This window comes from Bradyrhizobium sp. Ken01, from assembly GCF_055807355.1.
The window spans coordinates 1-22,902 of the sequence record NZ_JBVVPC010000026.1 but is presented as its reverse complement, the minus strand read 5'-3'; the positions used below and the strand labels follow the sequence as shown (position 1 = coordinate 22,902).

Below are 22,902 nucleotides of genomic sequence, written 5' to 3'. Positions count from 1 at the left end.
CTAAGGCGGTGTCCTAGCACGGAAATCCCGCTTTTGCGAAGGGCGGGGCGGGTATGGCTGGTCTCCCGGTGCTGTGCCACCTCGGCCACTGGCCCAGCTCCGACGTCATGGCCGGGCTTGTCCCGGCCATCCACGCCTTGCCGCCAGCAAGAAAGAACGTGGATGCCCGGGCCTTCGCCTCGCCGAAGCGGCTTCGGCCGCGCAGGCGGGACAAGCCCGGGCATGACGGTTTGGGCGTCTGCCGGCCCTTACCCGCCCATCACCAGATCATCGCGGTGGATCATCTCGGACCTCCCGCTGATGCCGAGGATGGCCATCACATCGGGGGAGGAGCGGCCCTTGATCCGCTCGGCATCGTCGGCGTCATAGGCGATCAGGCCGCGGCCGACCTCGCTGGTGTCGGGGCCGCGCACGATCACGGCGTCGCCGCGGGCGAACTGGCCCTCGACCTTGATCACGCCGGCTGGCAGCAGGCTGGCGCCCGCGCGCAGCGCTGCGACCGCGCCGGCGTCGATGGTCAGCGTGCCCTTCGGCTCCAGCGAGCCTGCGATCCAGCGCTTTCGCGAGGTGATGGGATTGGCAGGCGTCAGGAACCAGGTGCAGCGGCCGCCATCGGCGATCGCCTGCAACGGATGCTCGATCTTGCCCGAGGCAATCAGCATATGCGTGCCGCCGGTGGTCGCGATTTTTGCGGCTTCGACCTTGGTGCGCATGCCGCCGCGCGATAGCTCGGACTCGGCCTCCCCTGCCACAGCCTCGATCTCGGAGGAGATGCTGTCGACGACGGGAATGAGCTTGGCGTTCGGGTTGTTCTTCGGCGGGGCGTCGTAAAGCCCGTCGATGTCGGACAGCAGCACCAGCAGATCCGCGCTCGCCATGGTGGCGACGCGCGCGGCCAAGCGGTCATTGTCGCCGTAGCGGATCTCGTTGGTGGCGACCGTGTCGTTCTCGTTGATCACGGGGATTGCGCGCCATTCCAGCAACTTGCCGATGGTGGAGCGCGCGTTGAGGTAGCGGCGGCGCTCCTCGGTGTCCTGCAGCGTCACCAGGATCTGGCCGGCGCCGATGCCGTGGGCGCCAAGGACCTCCGACCAGATCCGCGCCAGCGCGATCTGACCGACGGCGGCGGCTGCCTGGCTCTCCTCCAGCTTCAGCGGGCCGCGCGGCAATTTCAGGCGGCTGCGGCCGAGCGCGATCGAGCCGGAGGAGACGACGAGAACGTCACGCCCCTCGCGATGCAGCTTGGCCATGTCGTCGGCGAGCGCGGCAAGCCAGGACGCCCGCACCTCGCCCTTGTCGGAATCGACCAGCAGCGCGGAGCCGACCTTGACGACGATGCGGCGGAATTGACTGAGTTCGGGACTGGCCATCTGTGTATGTGGTGTGTGTATGCGCTGGAGAGCGGCGCCGGTAGGGCCTGCTTTTGCAGCAGGACGATGGCCGGCGCAAGGCGGCCGGCCCGGTAAACGGCGCTTGTTCGGAACGCCCTTCTGGCTCTAACTGTCGCCAACCATCATGGGCTCAAAGAGGAAACCAATGGATCGCCGCAACTTCATCGCCGGATGCCTCGGGTTGCCGTTCTTGGCGCAGGCCGGCGAGGCGCAAGCTCAGGCCGGGCTGACAAAAATGATCTTCCCGTTCGCGGCGGGAGCGGGCGGCGACACGCTGTGCCGGCTGATCGCGCAGGAGATGGCGCCGGCACTGCAGCGGACCATGGTGGTCGAGAACCGCACCGGCGGTGACGGCCTGATCGGCATCAAGGCGGTGAAAGGGGGCAGCCCCGACGGCAGCATGGTGCTGGTGACGACCGGGCCCACGATGTACCTGCTGCCGATGGTGGAGACGACCCCGAGCTTCGATACCGCAAAGGATTTCGTCCCGGTCTCGCTGCTGGCGCGGTTTGAGTTCGCCGTCGTGATCAGTCCGACGATCGATGCCGCGGATTTCAAGGGATTCGTCGCCTGGCTGAACGCGCATCCGGACAAGGCGTCGTTCGGCGTGCCGAGCAACGGCACCATCCCTCATTTCATGGGCTCCAAGCTCGAGAAGGATCTCGGCATTGCCATGACGCGCGTGCCCTATCGGGGCAGCGCGCCCATCCTCAACGACATCATCGGCGGTCACATCTCCTTCGGCATCGTCACATTGGCGGATGCGCTGCCGCAGCATCGTGCCAAGGGCGTGAAGATCATTGCGGTCGCGAGCGCCGAACGTTCGCCGTTTGCTTTGGAGGTGCCGACCTTGAAGGAGAGCGGCATCGATCTCGTCGCCGACGCCTGGTACGGCATGTGGCTTCCCGCCGGCAGCTCGCCGGAATTCGCGAGCAAGCTCGGCGCGGCCGCAAGCGCCGCGCTCGCCAAGCCCGAGGTGAAGGAAAAGCTCACCGCGATCGGGCTGATCCCGGTCGGCAGCAGCGCGGAAGCTCTGACGAAGGAGCTCGCCGCGAACACCGCGTTGTGGCAGCCGATCGTGAAGGCGACAGGGTACAAGATCGAGAATTAGTTTCTGTTTCCGCTCTCCGCCGTCATGGCCGGGCTTGTCCCGGCCATCCACGTGCACCGCCACTTGACGCAAGACGTGGATGCCCGGGTCAAGCCCGGGCATGACGAGCTGAGAGAGCCTCGTTCCGCTCACCTACAGCTTCGCGCGTTGCGCGATGCCGTCCTTGATCGACGCCAGCTCGGCTTCGTCCCAGATGCCGATCAGGATGCCACCCTTCACCTGGAGCTGGTTGTCGGCATAGGCCGCGATCTTCTCGCGGGACGTTGTGATGTGGTCGTTGGGATGCAGCGCCCAGTCGAACAGCTCCGCCTGCAACCGCGCGATGATGCCGGCGCAATCGGGATCGTCCCCGCGATCCAGAAACTCCTCCGGATCGGTTTCGAGGTCATACAGCATCGGGCGGAAGCCCGAGGCGTGGATGTATTTCCAGCGGCCGTCGAACACCATGAACAGGCGGCAGCGCTCGATCGGCTGGTTCAGCTTCAGCCGCACGTCCTGCATGACATAGTCGTATTCGGAGAACGCCACCTTGCGCCAATCCGGCGGGCTCTCGCCACGGAGCAGCGGCAGCAGCGAGCGTCCTTCGAGGATGTGGCCCGGCACCTTGCCGCCGAAATAATCCACGAAGGTCGGCGCGAGATCGATGGCTTCGACCAGCGCATCGTTGCGCGTGCCGCGCGTCGCATCCGCCTCCTTCGAGGGATCGATGATAACAAGCGGGATCTTCGCCGACTGCTCGTGGAACAGATCCTTCTCGCCCATCCAGTGATCGCCGAGATAATCGCCGTGATCGGAGGTGAACACGATCATGGTGGTGTCCAGCAGGCCGCGCTCCTCGAGAAACTTCATCAGCACGCCCATCTGGTCGTCGATCTGGGTGATCAGGCCCATATAGGTCGGGATCACCTTCTCACGGGCATCATTGCGCGCCATGTTGCGGGAGTAGCGCATGTCCATATAGGCGCCGAACACCGGATGCGGATTCTGCCGCTCGCGCTCGGAGCGGATCACCGGGATCATGTCCGATGTCGAATACATGCTGGCGTAGGGTTCGGGCGCGATATAGGGCCAGTGCGGCTTGATGTAGGACAGATGCAGGCACCACGGCCTGCCGTCGGTCTCGGCCTCGCTGATGAAGTCCATCGCGCGTCGCGTCATGTAGGGCGTCTCGGAATGCTCGTCCGGCACGCGCGCGGCCTTGTCGGCATGCACGAGCAGCCAGCCGTTTTGCAGGGAGCCGTCCTCGGCCGCACCTGAATTGGCCCAATGCTCCCAGGGATTGGGCGCATCGAAACCCTGCTGGCGCAGATATTCGTCGTATTTCGGACGCGGCCGCCCCGTGGGATGCAGGCCATCGTCGCGCTCATAGGGCTCGAACCCGCATTCGGCGACGTGCACACCGATCATCGATTCCGGCGGGATGCCGAGTGCCTTCATCCCTTCGAGGTCGGGCGCCATGTGGGTCTTGCCGACCAGCACGTTGCGCACGCCGAGCTTCTTGAGGTGATCGCCGAGCGTGGGCTCGCCGACGCGCAGCGGCCAGCCGTTCCAGTGCGAGCCGTGCGAGCGCATGTAGCGCCCGGTGTAGAACGACATCCGCGAGGGGCCGCAGATCGGCGACTGCACATAGGCCTTGCTGAACAGCACGCCGCGCTTCGCCATGGCGTCGATGTTCGGCGTCTTCAGCGTGGGATGGCCGGTGCAGCCGAGATAGTCGTAGCGAAGCTGGTCGCACATGATCCAGAGAACGTTCTTCGCGCGCGCCATGCGTGATCCCTGCCGTGTCTTGATTGTGGGATGCTGCGCTATCGAGGGCGCGAAGACAAGAAGTTGGTGATGCGCCTTCTCGCAACTTCACATTCCAACGTCGTCCCGGCGAAGGCCGGGACCCATAACCACCGAATTAGGTTTGGCGAAGACAGGCAATGACCTTCTCGCGCTGCCACCGCTGCCTCGGCGTATGGGTCCCGGCCTTCGCCGGGACGACGGCGTGAGTTTAGGCCGACCACGGCTCCGCTTCGGCCGCGCTCTTCGCTTTCGCGGAGACCGGGCTCTCGCCGATCACATCCGCCAGGGCGCGCAGCGCTTCCTGCACGCCGTCGCCGGTGACGGCGGAGAGCAGCAGCGGCGTCTTCTTGGCGGCGCGCTTCAGCCGGTCCCTCTGCTTCTTCAGCTCGTCCGGCTCGACTGCGTCGATCTTGTTCAGCGCGACGATCTCGATCTTGTCGGTGAGCTGCCCGGCATAGGCGTCCAGCTCCGTTCGCACCGTCTTGTAAGCCTTGCCGGCATGCTCGCAGGTCGCATCGATGAGATGCAGCAGCACGCGGCAGCGCTCGACATGGGCGAGGAAGCGGTCGCCGAGACCGACGCCTTCATGCGCGCCTTCGATCAGGCCGGGGATATCAGCCAGCACGAACTCGCGGCCGTCGGCATTCACGACGCCGAGCTGCGGATGCAGCGTGGTGAAGGGATAGTCGGCGATCTTCGGCTTGGCCGCGCTGACTTTGGCGAGGAAGGTGGACTTGCCGGCATTGGGCAGGCCGACGAGGCCGGCATCCGCGATCAGCTTCAGCCGCAGCCAGATCCAGCGCTCCTCGCCGGTCTGGCCGGGATTGGCATTGCGCGGCGCGCGGTTGGTCGATGTCTTGAAATGGGCGTTGCCGAAGCCGCCATTGCCGCCTTCGGCCAGCACGAATTTTTCGCCCACCGTGGTGAAATCGTGGATCATGGTCTCGCGATCTTCGTCGAAGATCTGCGTGCCCAGCGGGACCTTCAGCACGATCGACTTGCCGTTGGCGCCATGGCGGTCCGAGCCTGAGCCGTTCTCGCCCTTCTGAGCCTTGAAGTGCTGCTGGTAGCGGTAGTCGATCAGCGTGTTCAGCCCGTCGGCGACCTCGATGATGACATTGCCGCCGCGGCCGCCGTTGCCGCCGGAGGGGCCGCCGAATTCGATGAATTTTTCGCGGCGGAACGCCACGCAGCCGTTTCCGCCGTCGCCGGAGCGGATATAGACCTTTGCTTCGTCAAGGAATTTCATGGGCCATAGGTAGGCCAGCCGGTCCCGCGCGGCAACCCGGATAGACCCGCAAATCGGCCGAATTTCCGCGATTTTGGGGCGTGCTTAACCCCGGGACGACGTTAGTTGGGCCGGCGCCGGATCAGGAATTTCTGCGTGCCCTCCAGCACCAGCTCCTTGCGCTGGTTGAACACGGTGCTTTTGAGCGTCACCGCGCCGGTCGAGCGTCCCGGCACCAGCTCGGTGACATCGAGCGCGGGATAGATTGTGTCCTCGGCGAACACCGGTTTGAGGAACCGGCTGGATTGCTCGAGGAAGCCGACCAGGGAGTCCTCGACCATGAACGGAAACAGGCCCGCGCCGGGTGCAGTGTGGATCAGCGTCTGGAAACCGTGGGCGAGCAGATGCGGCATGCCGCGGCTGCGGCAATACTCCACATCGTAATGCACCGGATGGGTATCGCCGCTCGCGGTCTGGAATGCCGCGAACACCGCCGTCGTCTGCGTGCGGCTCGGCAGCACGAAGCGCTCGCCGACCACGAAATCCTCAAACCAGCGTTGCGCCGGGATCATGCGATGCCGGGCCGGGTCGAAGTCGATCATGGCTAAGCTCTTTCCTGGCTCTTTTGTGAGACACCTGTCGCTACCGCGACGCGGAGACTGCGACAATCCGTTCAATTCGTCCAACGCGGGCTTGTCGCGACGGCCTGCGTCATTACAACGGCGCTCGATGCCCCTGTTCAAGAATCTCTCGGCCTATGACGAACGCTCGGCGCGGCTCGCCGGGATTGCGCTCATGGTGCTGTCGATCTTCATGTTCTCGTTCGGCGATGCCATGGGCAAGTTCCTGGTCGGGACTTATTCGGTGGGGCAGCTGCTGTTCCTGCGCGCCTGCGCGGCGCTGCTGCTGCTGTCGCCGCTGGTCTGGCGGCAGCGTCACCAGTTCCTGCAGCTGGAGCGGCCGGGCCTCCAGCTCTTCCGCGTGGTGCTATCGACGCTGGAAGTGGCGGCCTTCTTCCTTGCGACGGTCTATCTGCCGCTCGCCGACGTCATCACCTATTATCTCGCCGGGCCCATTTTCGTCACGGCGATGTCGGCGATTTTCCTGGGCGAGAAGGTCGGCTGGCGGCGCTGGACGGCGATCCTGATCGGCTTCTGTGGCGTGCTGATCGCGCTGCGGCCCTCGGCGCAGACGGTGAGCCTGCCGGCGCTGATCGCGCTTGGCGGCAGTCTTTCCTTTGCAACGCTGATGCTGATCACCCGCAGCCTGCGCAAGACGCCCGACATCGTGATGGCGTCGTCGCAATTCGTCGGCACGTTTGTGCTGGGCGCGGTGCTGTCGGCGTTCCACTGGGTGCCGCCGACATCGGGCAGCCTCGTGATCTTCGCGCTGGCGGGATGCGTCTCGGTCACGGCGCTGTTCTGTGTCAACCGCTCGCTCAAGCTCGCGCCGGCCAGCGTCGTCGTGCCCTATCAATATTCGATGATCGTCTGGGCGGTGATCTTCGGCTTCGTCGTGTTCGGCGACGTGCCCGAAATCGCCACCATCGTCGGCGCCGCGATCATCATCGGCGCCGGGTTCTATATTTACTTGCGTGAGCGCGATCTCGGCCGCGGGGACCTGGATGTGAATCCGCCGGCGTGATCACAGCCCAATAAATTCGAGCGTCGTCCTGGACAAGCGGAGCGCAGATCCAGGACCCATTACCCCAGGGAGGAGTTAGGCGAAGACTCGTGGTTGGCACTTCGCGCCACGACTTCTCGCTGGGGTAATGGGTCCTGGCTTTCGCCAGGACGACAGCTGTGATTGAGGCGCCTCCGGCCTACCTCACCCGCCTCGCACTGCTCCAGCTCTTCAGCGACGCCCACACGCCGCGTGACAGGCGGAAGCAGTCGACGGGCGTGGACGAGCCCAGCGCCAGGAAGCGATGCAACTGGACGCCGCTCCACTGGAAGCCGCACTTCTCCAGCACGTTGCGCGAGGCCGGGTTGGTGACGCGCGCACCTGAATAGAGATGATCGTCCTCGAACTCCTCGAAGAAGAAGTCGATCGCGCCGCGCGCGGCTTCGGTGGCAAAGCCCCGGCCCCAATGCTCGACGCCGAGCCAATAGCCGAGCTCGGCATTGTCGGGCGTCGAGCAGTCGATGCCGACCATGCCGATGGGGCCGCTGTCATGCTCGATCAGGAACACGGTCTCGCTGCCGGGCGCGGCGGTGGCGCGGACGAAGGCGATAGCGTCGTCCTGCGAATAGGGATGCGGGAGGCGCCTTGTGTTGTCGGCGACGCGGCGGTCGTTGGCGAGAAGGGCGATGGTCCTGACGTCGGCGAGGGTCGGCCGCCGCAAGGTCAGCCGTTCGGTGGCGACGACGCTGGGTCTCGCCTCCTGCAAGGTCACGCTTGAAAAGTCCTGCAACATGTCCGGCTCCGTCGAAGTCACTAAGTGAAAACTCAGCACGCAAACGAAAGGGGAGGCCGGTTTCCCGCCTCCCCTGGAGCCTTCGATCTCTGTGATCTCAAGGACTCCGCCGGTTTGGTCTGGGACCCGGCGGACTCCAAATTTGATCCACCGTCTATTCAGCCGCCTCTGCGAGCGGGAGTACCGAGATAAAGGTGCGGCCGTTGGCTTTGGCCTGGAACGTTACGCGGCCCTCGACCTTGGCGAACAAGGTGTGGTCCGTGCCCATGCCGACATTAAGGCCGGGATGCCAGGTGGTGCCGCGCTGACGCGCAATGATGTTGCCGGGAATCACAACTTCCCCGCCGAACGCCTTGATACCGAGGCGCTTGCCCTTGGAATCGCGACCGTTGCGCGATGAACCGCCTGCTTTTTTGTGAGCCATGGCTCGTCTCCGAAATTCTACGTATTTCTAGATCAATTCCTTGACGGAATCATTTCACAATTTCTCACGCATCAATTCGTGATGGCGCGTGATCAAATTATGCGGCGGCCTCTTCGGTCGTGGTCTCTGGCTTGGCGACCTTTTCCCGCTTCGGACGCGGCCCCTTGGTGGGCTTGGCGCCGTCCGTCAGGATCTCCGAGATGCGCAGCACGGTGATCTCGTCGCGATAGCCGCGCTTGCGGCGCGAGTTCTTGCGCCGGCGCTTCTTGAAGGCGATGACCTTGGGACCGCGCTTGTGGTCGAGCACCTCGACCGCAACGGAGGCGCCTGCGACCGTGGGCAGACCCAGGATCGGCGTGTCGCCGCCGACCAGGAGAACTTCATTGAGCTGCACGATCGAGCCGACTTCGCCTTCGATCTTGCCTACTTCCAGGACATCATCCGGAACGACGCGGTACTGCCGGCCGCCGGTTTTGATGACTGCGAACATCGTTGTTTTCCTTCGTGTTCATTCCCGGCCTCGCGACAGAGTGTCGGGGCCGGCTTTTTGTCAGTCGTTATGGGTTTATGCGAGTTTTGTGCGGGCGGAAGTTATCCCTTTGAAAACCCACGCAAAAACAAGCGGCGCGAGAAACGCCCCGCGCCGGTTGCGGGATTTATAGCCGCTGATCCCCTGGAGTCAAGGAAAAGCCGGCGAAAACGGCCCGGATTTGAAGCATTTGGGCCCGATCCGGCCCCGCTGGCGAATTTCCGACGACGTCGCAACCAACGGGTTCCCCCGCCGTTGTCCCGGCGAATTCAGTCACACGGGCAAGGGGCTACCATGGCAACAGACGAGCTGGTCAAGACGACGACGGGCATCGCCCATCACGGCGCCGAGCGGCTGCCGTCGGTGGATATCGACAGCTTCAACATCGAGATGAGGGACGACGAAGGCTTCATCGGCGACCGCGCCAGCAAGGGCGCGTTCCGCGAGATCCTCGAGCGCTGGCGCAAGCCGCTGCGCAAGTCCGGCGAGGACCCGTTCGGCAAGGAACCGTCGGACGAGATCAGCAAGAAGACGCTGGACGCCATCCTGGTCGGCGACGACACCGAGGCCTGGGCGGTGGTGCACAGCGCCATCGAGGATTTTGCCCAGGAGCTCGCTTACGTCACCCGCCGTTTCCTCAAGTCCAAGGCCTGGGCCAAGACGGAGCGCATCGTGGTCGGCGGTGGTTTCCGCGATTCCCGGCTCGGCGAGCTCGCGATCGCGCGCACCGAGATCATCCTCATCGCTGAGGGCTTCAAGATCGACATGGTGCCGATCCGCCATCACCCCGACGAGGCCGGCCTGATCGGCGCGCTGCATCTGGCGCCGTCATGGATCTTCGAAGCTCATGACAGCATCCTCGCCGTCGATATCGGCGGCACCAACATCCGCTGCGGCCTGGTGGAGACCAGCTGGAAAAAGGCGAAAGACCTGTCGAAAGCCAAGGTCGTGAAGTCCGAGCTGTGGCGTCATGCCGACGACGAGCCGACGCGCGAAGGCGCGGTGAAGCGGCTCACCAAGATGCTGAAAGGGCTGATCACCGAGGCCGAGAAGGAAGGCTTCAAGCTGGCGCCGTTCATCGGCATTGCCTGTCCCGGCGTGATCAACGCGGACGGCTCCATTGAGAAAGGCGCGCAGAACCTGCCGGGCAATTGGGAGAGCAGCAAGTTCAACCTGCCGGCGAGCCTGCTCGAGGGCATCCCTTCCATCGGCGAGCACGACACCGCGATCCTGATGCACAATGACGGCGTGGTTCAGGGCCTCTCCGAGGTGCCGTTCATGCAGGACGTCGATCGCTGGGGCGTGCTCACCATCGGCACCGGGCTGGGCAATGCCCGCTTCACCAACCGCCGCAAGGACAACGGCAAGGACAAGGATAACGGCAAAGACCGCGATTCCACGGAGAACGGGAAGAAAAAAGCCAAGACCGACAAGGAGTAACCTTGACTGGTTAGGTTAAGAACCGGATTGCGTTGCGGTGCACTGGCCGCACGCTACGGTCGGAACCGTCGCCTCACCTGGCTGGCGAAGCCGCCCTTCCCAGCCAGTATTTCAATGAGCGGCACCGGGACCGCCAGTGTTTACCGCGTCTGGCGGTCCCACCCCTTTTTCAGCGCATAATGAATGAGACGGGCTCGCGCCTCGATAAAGGTGCGTTCCCTCCCCCGCGATTGTCTCGCCGAAGCCCGCCTTCGGGCGAAGGCGGATGTGGGGGAGGGCCAGGGAGGGGGGTAGCCCAGGAAACGGTGCCGGTTATTGATAGCGCGGCGAGAAACAGAGCGGAAGCGGTGAAACAGGCAGCGGATTTTCCCCTTTCGCGCCTTGTCTGGCCCGCCGTCCTCGCCTATTAACGCCCGAACCACAGGGGCCATGCTCCTTACTTGGCGCCTTCAGGAGAGGTGGCAGAGTGGTCGAATGCACCGCACTCGAAATGCGGCATAGGTGCAAGCCTATCGGGGGTTCGAATCCCTCCCTCTCCGCCAAACATTACGTCTAAGTCATTGACAGAAGAGAAGTTTGAGGAACACTCAGCGCTTGGCCCAGACGGCGGGCCCCCAAAATAGGTCAAAGAAGCGCAACTTGAGTGCAAGAGCCTTGCAATCATCTCAGGGTTGTCGAGAATGACAACTAGGTATCAGGAAAATTTCAAAGCAGCCGATCGATCGTGCGCGTCGGGACGAGTTGTTTCGGACGGCTCTTCTAAATCCACGCGGTCCATCGCGACGACAACCCGCGAATTTGTGCGCCTTGCCGCTCTCTCGGCAACTTCTAAAATCCGCTCGTAATCTTCCTTGCGAATTGAGACTTTTGCCATTTTTCGTTCCCGCCGAATCAATCTGCTGACCCTTGCACCAAACCGGTACAATTCAAACACTAACGTCGAGTTCCTATGTCAAGCGCGGCGCGAAAGAAATTGCTACCTGAGCTTGTATTCGGACTTGTTGGTCCAATGGGCGTCAACGTTGAAGCAATTTGCGAAGCGCTAGCAAGCGCGCTGCGCGCAGTCGGATACGAACCTCACACCGTCCATCTCACGAAGGAGATGTTGAGAGGGGAGCGCTACAAACTCCAGCGGTACCCCGTCCAAGTTCCTATCGACAAAGATTTCTACTCTGATGTGAATTTTAAGATCAACTATGCAAATGCTCTTTGCAAGGAGTTTTCCGACTTTGCGACCATGGGTCGTATCGCATTGCGCGCCATCGGTGATGAAAGAGAAAGGATAACAAGCGATCGGAATACGATCTCTGATCGCGCGATTGCTTATGTCATACGGCAGTTGAAAAGACCTGACGAAGCAAGTCTCCTGCGCCGTGTCTATGGACGCCAGTTCATTCTAGTATCCGCTTATGGCTCTTCTGAGCAGCGTCAAAAGCTGCTGGAGGAGCGTCTCCGGCGCAGCTTGCCCCCCGCCACGCCGCCTCACGAAATCTCGTGCAAAGCACTTGAGCTTATCGAAAAGGATGCAAGAGAGGACGATGAAGAATTCGGGCAAAATGTCCGAGAGACGTTTCATCGAGCCGATGTCTTCATTGACGGACTTTCTCGGCCGGAAATGGAAGAAAAGCTGAACAGATTTATTCAGGCCTTTTTCGGACGTACTGACATTGCGCCCTCCAAGGAAGAATATGGAATGTATGCGGCCAAGTCGGCGTCGCTTCGCTCAAGTGATTTGTCCAGACAAGTAGGTGCAGCAATCTTCTCAGACGACGGCGAGTTAATTACTCAAGGCTGCAATGAGGTTCCGAAAGCATTCGGGGGCACTTACTGGGACTTGGAACAGCCGGATTTTCGCGACGTTCGGTTAGGGTTCGATCCCAACGATCTTGTCAAAACTGAATTGCTGCGCGAGCTTTTCGACAAGATGAGTGGATCGGGATTGCTCTCTGAGAAGGCTAAGGCGGTGGGAAGCCCGGCCGAAATGGTTGAAGAGTTTACGCGGAAAAAACGACCAGGGGTCGATGAAAAGGATGGCCCACTAGCTCGTTGTGCCGTGCTTGATTTAACCGAGTTCGGGCGGGTAGTTCACGCAGAGATGTGCGCGATTTGCGATGCTGCCCGTATTGGTCGCAGCCTAAAGGGCAGCACGTTATTCGTGACTACGTTTCCTTGCCACAACTGCACGAAGCACATTTTGGCGGCCGGGATTAAGTGTGTTGTCTACATGGAGCCCTATCCCAAAAGCCGAGCTAAGGATCTACACACAAACGAAATCGAAATCGAGAAAGTCACTTCCGGCAAAGTGTCATTTTTGCCTTTTCTTGGCATCTCTCCCGTGCGCTATCGAGATATCTTTCAGAAGGGAAGGCGAAAGAACAGCAGCGGCGCGGCGATAAGATATTTAACCGATCCTCCGACGCCCATGTTGGAGCTGGTTTCCACCGCTTACCTTGAAGACGAGAATTTGGAGTGGTTTGAACTGCTAGGATCGTTGGAGCCAAATTCTGGGGCATCTAACCCAGAGGAAGTCGTAACCGCGAGTGACAAGAGCAAAGGTAACTAGCCTGGTTTTGGGAGGAAATTTCGGAGCAGCTTCGAAATATCTCTCTCGCGACTGCGTCTGCCGTACAGTCCGCTGCTTAAGCGTATTCTGATTGCACGGTGCGTAGGTGACGATCCGCCGTGCATCCGCCATCCATCGCTTGCTGTTGCTGGTGAGCGTGGCCTAATCGGGGGAGGAGCAGAGGAAATTGCAAACGCCAATTGCATAAATCTAAGAAAGCTTTGATTAGGTGTTGGGGGTTGATTTATGCGTGTCCTCGGAATCTGCGCGCTTAGTGTTGCGGTGTCGGGTTGTGCAATTCAGCGTTCGCAAGTCGCCCAGGAAGCAAAAGCCTCGATGGTCGGAATGACCAAAGAGCAAGTTTTTACTTGCATGGGGCCAGCTGCATCAAAGGCTGCGGAAGGGGCAACAGAGATTTGGTCTTATCCATCAGGGAACGGTTACCGATCAACGACAGTAGTCGCGGGCACCGACGGTAATTTCAACGCAACGCGTTCCGGCAACAACGTGTCGGGTACGGTCAACACGTTCGGCTCCGCAACCGGCGTTAGCACCGCGCGCTTCTGCACGGTTAATATCGTCATTCAGGGTGGAGTTGTCAGTCAGGTCAACTATTCCGGGCCGACTGGTGGGCTTCTGACCGGTGGCGAGCAATGTGCGTTCGCAGTCGAAGCTTGCGCGAAAAAACAAGGATGACCGGAAAATGCCCGTTGCTTCCATATCCCTCAGGTGAGTTTTTCGATGGTCCTGTTCCACCCGCGTATTCGCATGTTTATTGCAGCTTCTCTCGGCTCAACTTGCCTCCCCCTTTTTTTTGTCGACCACGCCTTAGCCGAAGATACAATCCAGTTGGAGCAGATGCTTTCCGCGGATGAGCAAGCGCAGCTTGGCATTTCTAACATGCCTCTGGCGAAGCGAGACGCCCTGCGAGGGGCGTTGATCCGAATGTACCAGCAGGGCTATCAGACTGCCAAAGGCGCAGGCCGACTAAGTGCCGGCAATGGCAGCGGTGCGATAGAAACCCAGGTCGATGGGGAGTTCAATGGCTGGGAGGGAGAAACTATAGTCAAGCTGCTTAACGGGCAAATCTGGCAGCAAACAGAATATCACTACGAGTACCACTACGCCTACATGCCTAAGGTGTTGGTGTATGCCGCAGGCGGCGGCTATAAAATGAAAGTCGATGGCGCCTCAAAGGCGATTGGTGTCCAACGGCTAAGATAGTATCCGTGGAAGCCTTTAGAGCGCTACTAGTCGATAGCTTTATAAAATCCTTCTTAATTTCAGGCAGCAGCGCTGATACCTCCCGCCTTTCCAAAAGGGCTTCGTTCATTAGCCACTCCAATGTAGGCAATGGAAGTCCGAGACTTCCGAGGCGCGATCCAGAGACGTTCCGACGTGGCATCTTCCTAGCTGCAGGCACCTTCCACCAAGATTGCCCGAAGAAGTCGCGCGAAAACGCTAGCGGCGATCGGCTTGTCGAGATTGAACGTGTGCTGAAGTTGTTGATTGGCGAGGATTTAGCAATTCGCTAGGCGAAGGCGCTCACCATCGAGGACGAGTTCAATGCGCCTTACCAGAAAGCGGGGTGATAGTTCGATCCTCGCTCACGCGCTTTGCAATGATAGCATCATGCTCCTGTTTTGCCCGACGAGTCAAACGACGCGCGACTTCATCCGCATCCGCCGGTGCTACGATGACCGTGTAGCCGTCCGATTCCGCCCCCGCGTAAGTCATTGATCTTGCAGTCCCCGTCTACTGTGCATGGGGTTGTTTTCGCGCTTTTGTTGTTGGGCCTTGGAAAGCTTACAGGTAATCGTCACGCCACCCCGGCTGGCCTCTGCAGTTGGGGTCACCACCGACAAGGCAAAACGGACATGCACTCTTCCGCCACCGGCTGGGGCAACGGGCTTCTTGGTGTCATCATCTTCAGCGGTTCGCTGCCGGCGACGCGCGTGGCGGTCGGCGGGTTCTCCGCGCTGTTCCTGACCTCGGTGCGCGCGGTCATCGCGGCGCTGATCGGCGTGGCCGTGCTCGGCCTGCTCCGTCAGGCCCGGCCGGCGCGCGGGGATCTCGTCTCGCTCACCATCGTCGCGATCGGCGTCGTGGTCGGTTTTCCCTTGCTGACGGCGCTTGCGCTCCAGCACATCACCTCGGCGCATTCGATCGTCTTCATCGGCCTCTTGCCGCTGTCGACCGCGATCTTCGGCGTGCTGCGCGGCGGCGAGCGGCCGCAGCCGATGTTCTGGCTGTTCGCGGTTCTGGGCAGCGCCACCGTCGCGGGCTTTGCGCTGTCCAACGACGGCACCGCATCGCTCACCGGCGATCTGCTGATGGTCGCCGCGATCGTGCTGTGCGGGCTCGGCTATGCCGAAGGCGCCGCGCTGTCGCGCCGGCTCGGCGGCTGGCAGGTGATCTCCTGGGCGCTGCTGCTGTCGCTGCCGCTGATGGTGCCGGTCGCAATTCTCACCTGGCCCCCGACATGGAGCGGCGTCGGTGTGCCCGCCTGGATCGGGCTCGCCTATGTCTCGGTGTTCAGCATGTTCGTCGGCTTCATCTTCTGGTACCGCGGGCTCGCGATCGGCGGCATCGCCCGCATCGGCCAGTTGCAGCAGCTCCAGCCGTTCTTCGGCCTCGCGCTTGCCGGCCTGCTGCTGCACGAACCGGTGGCCTGGAGCATGATCGTCGCAACCGCACTCGTGGTCGCCTGCGTGTTCTTCGCGCGGCGGTTTGCCTGAGGCCGCCTCACTCTCACCCCATCACCGTCCGCGTCAGCGTGCTCCGCGCAAACTTCTTCAGCGGCATCGGCTTGCCGAACAGAAAACCCTGCACGAGGTCGAAGCCGAGCTCGTTGGCGGTGACGAGGTCGGCGCGGCTCTCGACGCCCTCGGCGACGGCGTGCACGCCGTAGCCATGTGAAAGCTCGACGATGTGGCGGCACACCGTGCGCTTGAGCCGATCGGTGCCGCTGCCGGTGACGAAGTGCCGGTCGGCCTTCAGCTTGATGAAGGGAATTTTGCCCAAGTCCATCAGCGACGGCCAGTTGGCGCCGAGATTGTCGACCGACAGGCCGATATTGTGCAGACGCAGTTCGCGGGCGACCTCGACGAGGTGATCGAGGTCGCGGATCGCCTCCTCGCTCTCGATCTCGATCGTCAGCCCGCCGAACGCCGGATGCGTCGGCATGCGGCGGCAGAGATCGCGCACGGCCTGCGGCTCCTTCAGATATGACGCCGGCAAATTGATCGCGAGGTCGACCGGACTCTGCTGCTCCAGCAGATAGTGCCAGTCCTGCATGGCGCGCTCGATCACGAATTCGGAGAGGTCGCGCAGATGCGGGTCGTGCTCTTCGGGGATGAAATAGGCCGGCGGCACCACGCCCCAGGTCGGATGCCGCATCCGCACCAGCGCCTCGGCGCCGTTGCGGATCAGCGTGCGCGCGTCGATCTTGGGCTGGTACCAGAGCTCGAGCCAGCCGGCGTGCAGGGCCTCGCCGACATGCACGGCCGGGCTCGGCGCCGGCTCCTGCGGCAACAGCATCGCGACGCGCTCGCGCAGCGTCTCCGCGGCAAAGGGCGTGGTCAGCGGCGGCAGCATCTTGAGGCCGTATTCCTCGCCGACCTGCTGCACCGCCCTGACGATGATCGACTCGCGGGCGCCGACCGTCAGAACCCTGCCGTCGAAGGCCTCGCGCACCAGCGTCTCCAGAAATGTGCCGGGCTCGATGCCGTCGGCGGCGATGCCGAGCAGGATCAGGTCGGGCAATTCGCTCGTCAGCACGCTCTGCAGCTCCTCGGCGCTGGCGCATTCGGTGGTGACGAAGCCGAGATCCTCCAGCACTTCCGCGAGAAACGCGCGCAGATGGCGCTTGCCGTCGGCCACGCAGGCGCGCGGCTTCATCTTTCGCCGTCCGAAGGTCTTCGGCCTTCGTTCGGCGAGTTCTACAATTTCGTCGTTCATCGCAAGCACTCCCGTTCCGTGCCGGTGTGTTAGCGACGTGAGCAGTTTCAAATATGGAAGGCTTCAGTCGATTGTCGAATTATCTGGGTAACGTTAAAGCACCCATCATATCTAAAATTGTCTGCGTCTTGTTCGAGAAGTTTTTACGTCTGCCCGCGCATCGGGCGCAGGGTTGCGCCAATCACTGGAGATTTCGCGACGTGCCGTGCGGCTGCATGCACGCGCACTGTCCTGCAATTGGACCAAGCCGCGCGCGCCTCGCCCAACTGAATAATGGAGCGCCTCAATTGCGCGTCATGCGCGCATTTTTCCCGGCTCGCTCGTGACGGTTCTGCGACAACGCGCCGGTGCGCGCCGGCGCCAATGTGAAGCACATCACAAGCGGATTGCTGCACGTGCGCTATTGCTGTGGGCAGCCGGTGGTGGGCTGTCGAGGATCGCAGCAATGACGTCGCGGCGAATAATGTATTGGTGGTTCAGGTTCGTGCTGTCAGGGCGATTTCTCGATCGCTTCCTGTGCCTGCCGCGCGCGCATTAGCGCGGGATCAGGTTTGGCCGATCAGCTTGCGCAACGCGGCCGCGCCGTCCTCGATCGCATCGCGTCCCTTCCAGGCCAGATAGGACAGCTTTCCACCGAGCGTGTCGTGGCTGCGCAGCCGGCGCGAACCGAGAATGTGGCCGACATTGGAGGGGAAGCGGCTCACCTCGGCGGACACCAGCGCCGCGATCGCGTCCATCAATTGCTGGAGCCGAATGCCCCATTCGCACTGCTCGATGCCGTCGATCCGAACCTTGAGCGCATATTCGGTCTCATAGATCTCGGCGAGCAGGTCGCGCGCGATCAGCACCCGGTTGTGCCGGAGCGCGATGCGCAAGGCGAGGCGCCTGTCGTCGAGCTGGTCGAGCACCATGTGAACGACGCAGGCATAGGGCGTGGCGGCGACATCGGCAGCGCTCTTGCTCGCGGCGGCCTTGGTGGCAAGGCGCACCAATTGCCAGAACGTCTTCAGCCGCCTCGCCACCAGCGTCAGCGCGAACGGCAGCGCCTCGGGATGGGCCTTCTTGAAGGCGTCCAATCGTGCGGTGATCTGATCAACCTGGCCGTCGTCGAACTTCGCGATCTTCTCGGGCAGCCTTTCGTTGAACTTCGGCAGCGCGGCGCCGGCGCGCAGGACATGTTGCATCTTCTTCACGTCGTCGAAGGCGGTGCGCGATGCCGTGTATTGCGCGAGCTTGCCGCGCGCGAACTCGGTGCTCTCCGCTGATGCGAGGGTGCTTTCGAGAACCTTGACGACCTTGGTCTGGAAGATCGATGCGATCTTTTGCACTTCCTTCTGGTTGTTGGCGGCGACTTGGTCGTTGATCGCCTTGATGTAGTCGCGCGCCATGGTCGGCAGCAGGTCGCGGCAGATCCACTCCCAGATCGGGGTGAGGGTGTTGCGCGAAATCCGCCCCATATTGGCATGCTCGGGCGCGCCGTCGATCAGGAGGAGCTCGAGCGGTGCAAAGAAATGGCGCGAGGGGCTGGTGGCGCGCGCCTGGCTCGATCCGTCCTTGCGAAATTCGGCGCGCAACCGGGACTGGAGGTCGGACGAGCCCGGCATGTCGATGCCGCACAGCTCCAGCCGTTCGAGTTCGCTGAGCAGGCAGCTGCGCGACAGCGGCGTCAGCTTCTGCAAGAAGTTCGATAGCTGGTCGATGTCGTTCATGGCACGCAATCTTCCGCAACGATTCCAGCAGGCCTACCGGCTGCATGCATGGAGGCATTTGCGCGCTCTCAATTGCGACATAGAGAAGCAAGCCGCCGTTAATATATCCGTAAAATCCGGGTCCGCAGGTAATCGGCGCGGATCGGCGTTAAGAAGACTTCGTGTCATCCGCCCATCGGTTGGGCAGATTCAGCAACCTGGGAATGTTGAGAGCCGCTGCTACTCAAGCATAAAGTGTGCCTGTGCCGGGCTTTCAGCACAAAACTGCCAAATTCACCGTAGTCTTACGGAGCAAAAAGTTAACTACAGATCGCGTTGGGTTCCGCTAAACGAGTGACATGGGGTCACAGAATGATACGGCCACTGATTCGCGGCCGTCGGAATGGTACGAAAGCAACGCCGCTCCAACTGAAGAGCTCGATGTCGTCCGCCTGAACGCCGCCCGCGCCAAGGCGGCCGACGAAATGGCCGCCGCCATCGCCCGCGAGCTCAACGGTCCCCTCACGGCGCTCCTGCTCTACATGGGCGAGATCAAGCATCACAGCGATCAGCTCGCGCCGGTGACGGGTGATCGTGCCTATTTGCAGCGCGTCGTGGAGAATGCGCTGGTGCAGACCGAGCGGGTTTGTGGCCTCGTCAAACGGCTGGCCGGTTCTCCCACGGGCGGCCTGCCGATCGCGTCCAGGGCCGAGGACGCCGAACTAAAGCTCGCGCGCGCGCCACAGCCGCAGCGGGTGCCGACCGCCGAAATCGTCGGCCTGTCAGGGCAGAAGCGGCTGACCAAGCGAGAGCGCGAGGTGCTGAGGCTGATCAGCGAGGGATATTCGAACAAGCAGGGTGCGCTTCGGATGCAGATCAGTCCGCGCACCTTCGAGAGCCATCGCGCCGAGGCTATGCGGAAGCTCGGTGCGCGCAACACGGCGGACCTCGTCCGTGCGGCGCTGCTGCATTCGATCGACTGAAGGCTCTTGCCCGGGCCGCCCGCCAGCGACGAGGCCCAAGCGTGAGACGTGGAAGACCCGGGGCTTCGACTACGCTCAGAAATAATCTTCGGCGAAGGGACGCGCGCGCGGCGAGGGTCGCAGCGGCTTGAGCTCCTCCTTCGGCACGTTGGGAATGATCGTGATGGTCCAGCGGGGCGGCATGCTCGATTCCTGCTCCAGCACCGAACGCACGAAGCCGGTCACCGTCGCCTCGCCAGCGGCCACCGTTGCCATCCGGCCGTTGAACTGTGCGATGCGGAAGCGGCGAACTTCTTTCTGGTCCGCGGTCTCGTAGGTGAACATGGAAACCCTCCTGGTTTCCGGCGACTATCGCTGCCTATGATTAGCCATCTGTGAAAATCCCAAGCCGTAGAAGTACGGCGGGCATGCACGCGTGAGTGGTTGGAGCGTTTTCGAGGGAGGTGAATACCGTTTGGCGTGAAGAAAACGCCTCAAATAAGAATCTAGTCCGCCGGCTCCTGCGCGCGTGCGGCGGCGTAGGCCGCGTCCATCAGGTCCAGGAGGTCGCGAAATCCGGCGTCGCCGAGCCTCTCCGCGGTCGTCTCCAGCCGCAGCGCCAGCACCGCGAGCCTGACATAGCCGAACGTTCCGGCCGCGCTCTTCAGCGAATGCGCTTCGCGCGCGATCCTGCCATGGTGCTGCGCGAGCGAGAGCGTGCGGAACAATTGCAGACGCGCGCCGGTCTCGCTCCAGAACACGTCGCGCACTTCGCAAGCACCGTCCTCGCCGATCTCGCGCACCAGCGCCTGATACGCGCCCGTTTCGCGCGCGGGCTCGGCATCGAGCGCTGTCTGCGCAGGCGCGACGGTGACTTCGAACATGGTTTGGCCTGCCTCGATCACGGTTCGTTTGCCGCCGGCCCGTACAGGCGCGCGCGGCACGTCCGTGTCTACGGCATCTGGATTTCAGTTCCGATAGCAGGACAATCCGTGTTTGCGGGCCGGAATTAGCGGCCGGTTTACCACGCCGCAGAACCGGTCAGCGCGGGCCGAGCAGCCGGTCATACTGCGCCTTCACGGTGGCGTAGCATTCGCACGCCGTCTGGCGCAGGCCGTCCAGGTTGAGGATCTGGATGTGTCCGCGGCTGTAGTTGATGAAATTCGCCTGCTGCAAGGTATTGGCGACCAGCGACACGCTGTTGCGCCGAGCGCCGATCATCTGCGCCATCGCCTCCTGGGTCAGCAGCAGCCGGTAGTCGCCGGAGAGGTCATGGGTGTGCAGCAGGCAGCGCGACAGCCGCGACTCCACCGGATGGGCGGCGTTGCAGCCCGCGGTCTGCTGCACCTGCGCGTAGACCGCCAGTCCGTGACGCGTGAGCAGCGTCCGCAGGGTGCCGCTCTGGTCGGCCGCGACGCGCAGCCGGTCGAGGTCCATCATCGAGGCGGAGCCGGGAACCAGCACGATGGCCGTGTTCAGCGCGCAGGCATCCCCCATGGTCGAGAGCGTTCCGAGCAGGCTGTCTCGGCCGATCATGGCGACTTGCACGTGCTCGCCCCTGGCGAGCTCCACCACCAGCGAGATGACGCCGCGATGAGGAAAGTAGGCGCGCTTGAGCGTTTCGCCGGTCTCGACCAGCACCGCGTCATGCGGCAGATCGCCCGTACGCAGGTGCGGGCGGATCAATTCATAATCGTCTGCCGACAGCGCGGACAGGAAGCCGTTGGAGGAACGCACCATCGTTTCCAAAGTAGCCTCCCGTCTCCCGGACCAGTGGGCCGCAGCACCCGAAACTGCTTGCCGTCCGGGTAAGTTCCATCATGTTCCCGTCGGGATATATTGGCAATTGGGACAAGTTGTCCGATCGCAGTCAGCGCCGCTGCACGTCGGCCTCGCCAAGACAGATTCACTGACCATTTCCAAGGTGCCGAGCTGTTGTCCCAGCAGATCCAGATCGGTCGACTGGAGCATCGGTCGGAGGACGGTCGCGGTCATGGTTGATCCGATGCGTTTCGAACTGATCCGCGCCGCGTCCGGTTCGTCATCCGGTTGTGCGGCAGCAAACCTTATTGTAATGGTTGTGTCGCCCTGCGTATACCCGTTGGGGGGCAGACAAGCTGGGCCATTTGCGGCGGAAATGAGAATTGCCCGCTGATTCGCTCATCAGCCGGCGCGCCAGCCCTGCGACGTTGTGCAGGTAAAAGCGGCAAGGGGGCCTTCATGGGCCGGAAGCACTGCATCCGCGCTGTCATCGGACGCCGGTCGATCCGTGCACTCTCTTTGGTCGGACGAGTGGCTGCCGTCGTCAAACGCTGCTTCGGAGTTTGGCGCCGCGTGGCCGCAGATTCCGCGTCAATCTTCTTTCCCGCTCCGCCAAGGACGTTCTCAATAGTCCATTTCTCGAGCAAAGGAGCATGGCGTGCGCCACGGTTCAATTATTGAATCGCCAAATCGGGAAGCTCAAACGGGGACAGAAGATCCGCGCCATATTCTCGTCGTCGACGACGACCCGATGGTCTGCATGGCCATCGAGGTCTATCTCCAGCGCAACGATTTTCGGGTGACGATCGCCGAAGGAGGGGAAGCCGGACTTCGCGCGCTCGAACACCAACAGTTCGATCTGATGATCATCGATATCTTCATGCCGCACATGCGCGGGTTCGAATCGGTCAGGATCTTTCACGAAGGGGCGCCGGCCGTTCCGCTGATCGCGATGTCCGGCTACGCGTTCGCAAATCTGAATTCGCCAGCTCCCGATTTCCTCCGGATGGCGCTGGAGCTCGGTGCGGCGCGGTGTCTGCGCAAGCCGTTCACGCCGCACGCGCTGCTCGCCGCCATCACCGATTGCCTGGCGGAGCACCGTCCCCACGGCGACCTCGCCTCGGCCGCGCGCCTGGGTTAGCGCCGGCACCGGCCGCAGTGGACGCGGGTAACGGTTCGTTTACCGCAAATGCGGGTCTTGCGTATCCCGGCAAAGCACCAAGCGAAAGTGGCGGGACCGCCGCGGATTGCAGGCGGTTCGATCCAATTCCGCGAAGACCGCGCATATCGTCCTTCACAAGCAGGGCTTTCCCGCGCGCCTGGTCCCGCTGTTATCGGCACGTTCACCTCACGCGTCTCGCCGTTGCGGCGTGGGGCCGGTTTTGCCGAAAAACGCTGTCGCATGCGGTCGAACGGCAAACTTGTCTTCAATATCCGTATTAGCACGGAGGATGAAATTAACGGGACCGTGAAAGGGGATGTCTAACGATCCAAGGTGGGGACTTCCGCTCATGCCAGCGCGGCTCGGGTGTCGAGGTCCAGATCCAGGTCAGTAAGGCGTAGCTCATGGATGATCTGTTGCGGGAGTTTTTGACGGAAACCAGTGAGAGCCTGGACACCGTGGACAATCAGCTGGTGAAG

The 22,902-nt window shown here is 62.2% G+C and carries 22 protein-coding genes and 1 tRNA gene; 10 read left to right on the top strand and 13 right to left on the bottom strand.

Annotation, left to right across the window (positions count from 1 at the left end; all coding sequences use genetic code 11):
• Positions 1-248: 248 nt before the first annotated feature.
• Complete coding sequence (proB, locus tag AC0L3S_RS23360; RefSeq protein WP_279668884.1) at positions 249-1,370, bottom strand: glutamate 5-kinase; 1,122 nt, start codon at positions 1,368-1,370, stop codon at positions 249-251.
• A 166-nt stretch (positions 1,371-1,536) separates the two neighbouring features.
• Between proB and AC0L3S_RS23355 the strand changes: the two genes are divergently transcribed.
• Positions 1,537-2,502: a Bug family tripartite tricarboxylate transporter substrate binding protein gene (locus tag AC0L3S_RS23355; protein ID WP_473281554.1), complete on the top strand. Its 966-nt coding sequence runs from the start codon at positions 1,537-1,539 to the stop codon at positions 2,500-2,502.
• A 132-nt stretch (positions 2,503-2,634) separates the two neighbouring features.
• On the opposite strand, the gene AC0L3S_RS23350 is transcribed toward AC0L3S_RS23355, so the two are convergent.
• From AC0L3S_RS23350 to AC0L3S_RS23340, 3 genes are all read right to left on the bottom strand, one after another.
• Positions 2,635-4,269 (bottom strand): alkaline phosphatase family protein, encoded by a 1,635-nt coding sequence (locus AC0L3S_RS23350; RefSeq protein WP_473281552.1) that lies wholly within the window; start codon positions 4,267-4,269, stop codon positions 2,635-2,637.
• Between the two features lie 229 nt (positions 4,270-4,498).
• The gene (obgE, locus tag AC0L3S_RS23345; RefSeq protein ID WP_473281550.1) at positions 4,499-5,539 is read right to left on the bottom strand and encodes a GTPase ObgE; all 1,041 of its coding nucleotides are present in this window, start codon (positions 5,537-5,539) and stop codon (positions 4,499-4,501) included.
• 101 nt (positions 5,540-5,640) lie between these two features.
• Entirely contained in the window at positions 5,641-6,120 is a 480-nt protein-coding gene (locus tag AC0L3S_RS23340) for a MaoC family dehydratase (RefSeq protein WP_473264786.1), read from the bottom strand.
• A gap of 127 nt (positions 6,121-6,247) precedes the next feature.
• Here AC0L3S_RS23340 and AC0L3S_RS23335 point away from each other — a divergent pair, with 127 nt between their 5' ends.
• Positions 6,248-7,162, top strand: coding sequence for a DMT family transporter (locus AC0L3S_RS23335; protein WP_473281547.1), 915 nt, complete (start codon positions 6,248-6,250; stop codon positions 7,160-7,162).
• A 178-nt stretch (positions 7,163-7,340) separates the two neighbouring features.
• On the opposite strand, the gene AC0L3S_RS23330 is transcribed toward AC0L3S_RS23335, so the two are convergent.
• The 3 genes from AC0L3S_RS23330 to rplU form a co-directional block, all read right to left on the bottom strand.
• On the bottom strand, positions 7,341-7,934 hold the full coding sequence (locus tag AC0L3S_RS23330; protein WP_473281545.1) for a GNAT family N-acetyltransferase: 594 nt from the start codon (positions 7,932-7,934) through the stop codon (positions 7,341-7,343).
• A 154-nt stretch (positions 7,935-8,088) separates the two neighbouring features.
• On the bottom strand, positions 8,089-8,358 hold the full coding sequence (rpmA, locus tag AC0L3S_RS23325; protein ID WP_007598923.1) for a 50S ribosomal protein L27: 270 nt from the start codon (positions 8,356-8,358) through the stop codon (positions 8,089-8,091).
• A 97-nt stretch (positions 8,359-8,455) separates the two neighbouring features.
• Positions 8,456-8,848, bottom strand: coding sequence for a 50S ribosomal protein L21 (rplU, locus tag AC0L3S_RS23320; protein WP_007604396.1), 393 nt, complete (start codon positions 8,846-8,848; stop codon positions 8,456-8,458).
• A 333-nt stretch (positions 8,849-9,181) separates the two neighbouring features.
• On the opposite strand from rplU, the gene AC0L3S_RS23315 reads away from it, so the two are divergent.
• A complete protein-coding gene (locus tag AC0L3S_RS23315; protein WP_473264791.1) occupies positions 9,182-10,327 on the top strand; it encodes an ROK family protein in 1,146 nt (381 codons plus the stop codon).
• A 452-nt stretch (positions 10,328-10,779) separates the two neighbouring features.
• Positions 10,780-10,869: transfer RNA gene (locus tag AC0L3S_RS23310), tRNA-Ser, on the top strand.
• Between the two features lie 152 nt (positions 10,870-11,021).
• Here AC0L3S_RS23310 and AC0L3S_RS23305 read toward each other — a convergent pair.
• Entirely contained in the window at positions 11,022-11,201 is a 180-nt protein-coding gene (locus AC0L3S_RS23305; protein ID WP_473281543.1) for a hypothetical protein, read from the bottom strand.
• 75 nt (positions 11,202-11,276) lie between these two features.
• On the opposite strand from AC0L3S_RS23305, the gene AC0L3S_RS23300 reads away from it, so the two are divergent.
• The 4 genes from AC0L3S_RS23300 to AC0L3S_RS23285 all read left to right on the top strand — a co-directional run bounded on the left by AC0L3S_RS23300 (position 11,277) and on the right by AC0L3S_RS23285 (position 15,628).
• A complete protein-coding gene (locus AC0L3S_RS23300) occupies positions 11,277-12,890 on the top strand; it encodes an anti-phage dCTP deaminase (RefSeq protein ID WP_473281541.1) in 1,614 nt (537 codons plus the stop codon).
• A 345-nt stretch (positions 12,891-13,235) separates the two neighbouring features.
• Positions 13,236-13,586, top strand: coding sequence for a hypothetical protein (locus AC0L3S_RS23295; RefSeq protein WP_473281539.1), 351 nt, complete (start codon positions 13,236-13,238; stop codon positions 13,584-13,586).
• Between the two features lie 45 nt (positions 13,587-13,631).
• On the top strand, positions 13,632-14,114 hold the full coding sequence (locus AC0L3S_RS23290) for a hypothetical protein (RefSeq protein ID WP_473281537.1): 483 nt from the start codon (positions 13,632-13,634) through the stop codon (positions 14,112-14,114).
• 653 nt (positions 14,115-14,767) lie between these two features.
• Positions 14,768-15,628, top strand: coding sequence for a DMT family transporter (locus tag AC0L3S_RS23285; protein WP_473281535.1), 861 nt, complete (start codon positions 14,768-14,770; stop codon positions 15,626-15,628).
• Positions 15,629-15,641: 13 nt separating this feature from the next.
• On the opposite strand, the gene AC0L3S_RS23280 is transcribed toward AC0L3S_RS23285, so the two are convergent.
• Together AC0L3S_RS23280 and AC0L3S_RS23275 are read right to left on the bottom strand one after the other, a co-directional pair.
• Complete coding sequence (locus tag AC0L3S_RS23280) at positions 15,642-16,850, bottom strand: EAL domain-containing protein (protein WP_473281533.1); 1,209 nt, start codon at positions 16,848-16,850, stop codon at positions 15,642-15,644.
• Positions 16,851-17,395: 545 nt separating this feature from the next.
• A complete protein-coding gene (locus AC0L3S_RS23275; protein WP_473281531.1) occupies positions 17,396-18,559 on the bottom strand; it encodes a hypothetical protein in 1,164 nt (387 codons plus the stop codon).
• Positions 18,560-18,897: 338 nt separating this feature from the next.
• Between AC0L3S_RS23275 and AC0L3S_RS23270 the strand changes: the two genes are divergently transcribed.
• Positions 18,898-19,521: a helix-turn-helix transcriptional regulator gene (locus AC0L3S_RS23270; protein WP_473281529.1), complete on the top strand. Its 624-nt coding sequence runs from the start codon at positions 18,898-18,900 to the stop codon at positions 19,519-19,521.
• A 75-nt stretch (positions 19,522-19,596) separates the two neighbouring features.
• Here the strand turns inward: AC0L3S_RS23270 and AC0L3S_RS23265 are convergent, their stop codons facing one another.
• From AC0L3S_RS23265 to AC0L3S_RS23255, 3 genes are all read right to left on the bottom strand, one after another.
• Positions 19,597-19,845 carry a hypothetical protein gene (locus AC0L3S_RS23265; RefSeq protein WP_007604412.1) on the bottom strand — a complete coding sequence of 83 codons (249 nt, stop codon included), beginning with the start codon at positions 19,843-19,845 and terminating at the stop codon, positions 19,597-19,599.
• Between the two features lie 161 nt (positions 19,846-20,006).
• Positions 20,007-20,384, bottom strand: coding sequence for an Hpt domain-containing protein (locus AC0L3S_RS23260; protein ID WP_473281527.1), 378 nt, complete (start codon positions 20,382-20,384; stop codon positions 20,007-20,009).
• 157 nt (positions 20,385-20,541) lie between these two features.
• Positions 20,542-21,240 carry a Crp/Fnr family transcriptional regulator gene (locus AC0L3S_RS23255; protein WP_473264801.1) on the bottom strand — a complete coding sequence of 233 codons (699 nt, stop codon included), beginning with the start codon at positions 21,238-21,240 and terminating at the stop codon, positions 20,542-20,544.
• A gap of 697 nt (positions 21,241-21,937) precedes the next feature.
• On the opposite strand from AC0L3S_RS23255, the gene AC0L3S_RS23250 reads away from it, so the two are divergent.
• Positions 21,938-22,402, top strand: a complete 465-nt coding sequence (locus AC0L3S_RS23250; protein ID WP_473281644.1) for a response regulator — start codon at positions 21,938-21,940, stop codon at positions 22,400-22,402.
• The last annotated feature ends 500 nt before the right edge of the window (positions 22,403-22,902 follow it).

Excerpts from the sequence above, each read along its gene's own strand:
- AC0L3S_RS23285 (WP_473281535.1), top strand. The coding sequence starts at position 14,768 with ATGCACTCTTCCGCCACCGGCTGGGGCAACGGGCTTCTTGGTGTCATC.
- AC0L3S_RS23330 (WP_473281545.1), bottom strand. The coding sequence starts at position 7,934 with ATGTTGCAGGACTTTTCAAGCGTGACCTTGCAGGAGGCGAGACCCAGC.
- AC0L3S_RS23280 (WP_473281533.1), bottom strand. The coding sequence starts at position 16,850 with ATGAACGACGAAATTGTAGAACTCGCCGAACGAAGGCCGAAGACCTTC.
- AC0L3S_RS23300 (WP_473281541.1), top strand. The coding sequence starts at position 11,277 with ATGTCAAGCGCGGCGCGAAAGAAATTGCTACCTGAGCTTGTATTCGGA.
- proB (WP_279668884.1), bottom strand. The coding sequence starts at position 1,370 with ATGGCCAGTCCCGAACTCAGTCAATTCCGCCGCATCGTCGTCAAGGTC.
- obgE (WP_473281550.1), bottom strand. The coding sequence starts at position 5,539 with ATGAAATTCCTTGACGAAGCAAAGGTCTATATCCGCTCCGGCGACGGC.
- AC0L3S_RS23350 (WP_473281552.1), bottom strand. The coding sequence starts at position 4,269 with ATGGCGCGCGCGAAGAACGTTCTCTGGATCATGTGCGACCAGCTTCGC.
- AC0L3S_RS23315 (WP_473264791.1), top strand. The coding sequence starts at position 9,182 with ATGGCAACAGACGAGCTGGTCAAGACGACGACGGGCATCGCCCATCAC.
- AC0L3S_RS23305 (WP_473281543.1), bottom strand. The coding sequence starts at position 11,201 with ATGGCAAAAGTCTCAATTCGCAAGGAAGATTACGAGCGGATTTTAGAA.
- AC0L3S_RS23260 (WP_473281527.1), bottom strand. The coding sequence starts at position 20,384 with ATGTTCGAAGTCACCGTCGCGCCTGCGCAGACAGCGCTCGATGCCGAG.
- AC0L3S_RS23340 (WP_473264786.1), bottom strand. The coding sequence starts at position 6,120 with ATGATCGACTTCGACCCGGCCCGGCATCGCATGATCCCGGCGCAACGC.
- AC0L3S_RS23290 (WP_473281537.1), top strand. The coding sequence starts at position 13,632 with ATGGTCCTGTTCCACCCGCGTATTCGCATGTTTATTGCAGCTTCTCTC.
- AC0L3S_RS23275 (WP_473281531.1), bottom strand. The coding sequence starts at position 18,559 with ATGAACGACATCGACCAGCTATCGAACTTCTTGCAGAAGCTGACGCCG.
- rplU (WP_007604396.1), bottom strand. The coding sequence starts at position 8,848 with ATGTTCGCAGTCATCAAAACCGGCGGCCGGCAGTACCGCGTCGTTCCG.
- AC0L3S_RS23335 (WP_473281547.1), top strand. The coding sequence starts at position 6,248 with ATGCCCCTGTTCAAGAATCTCTCGGCCTATGACGAACGCTCGGCGCGG.
- AC0L3S_RS23270 (WP_473281529.1), top strand. The coding sequence starts at position 18,898 with ATGGGGTCACAGAATGATACGGCCACTGATTCGCGGCCGTCGGAATGG.
- AC0L3S_RS23255 (WP_473264801.1), bottom strand. The coding sequence starts at position 21,240 with ATGGTGCGTTCCTCCAACGGCTTCCTGTCCGCGCTGTCGGCAGACGAT.
- AC0L3S_RS23265 (WP_007604412.1), bottom strand. The coding sequence starts at position 19,845 with ATGTTCACCTACGAGACCGCGGACCAGAAAGAAGTTCGCCGCTTCCGC.
- AC0L3S_RS23295 (WP_473281539.1), top strand. The coding sequence starts at position 13,236 with ATGACCAAAGAGCAAGTTTTTACTTGCATGGGGCCAGCTGCATCAAAG.
- rpmA (WP_007598923.1), bottom strand. The coding sequence starts at position 8,358 with ATGGCTCACAAAAAAGCAGGCGGTTCATCGCGCAACGGTCGCGATTCC.
- AC0L3S_RS23355 (WP_473281554.1), top strand. The coding sequence starts at position 1,537 with ATGGATCGCCGCAACTTCATCGCCGGATGCCTCGGGTTGCCGTTCTTG.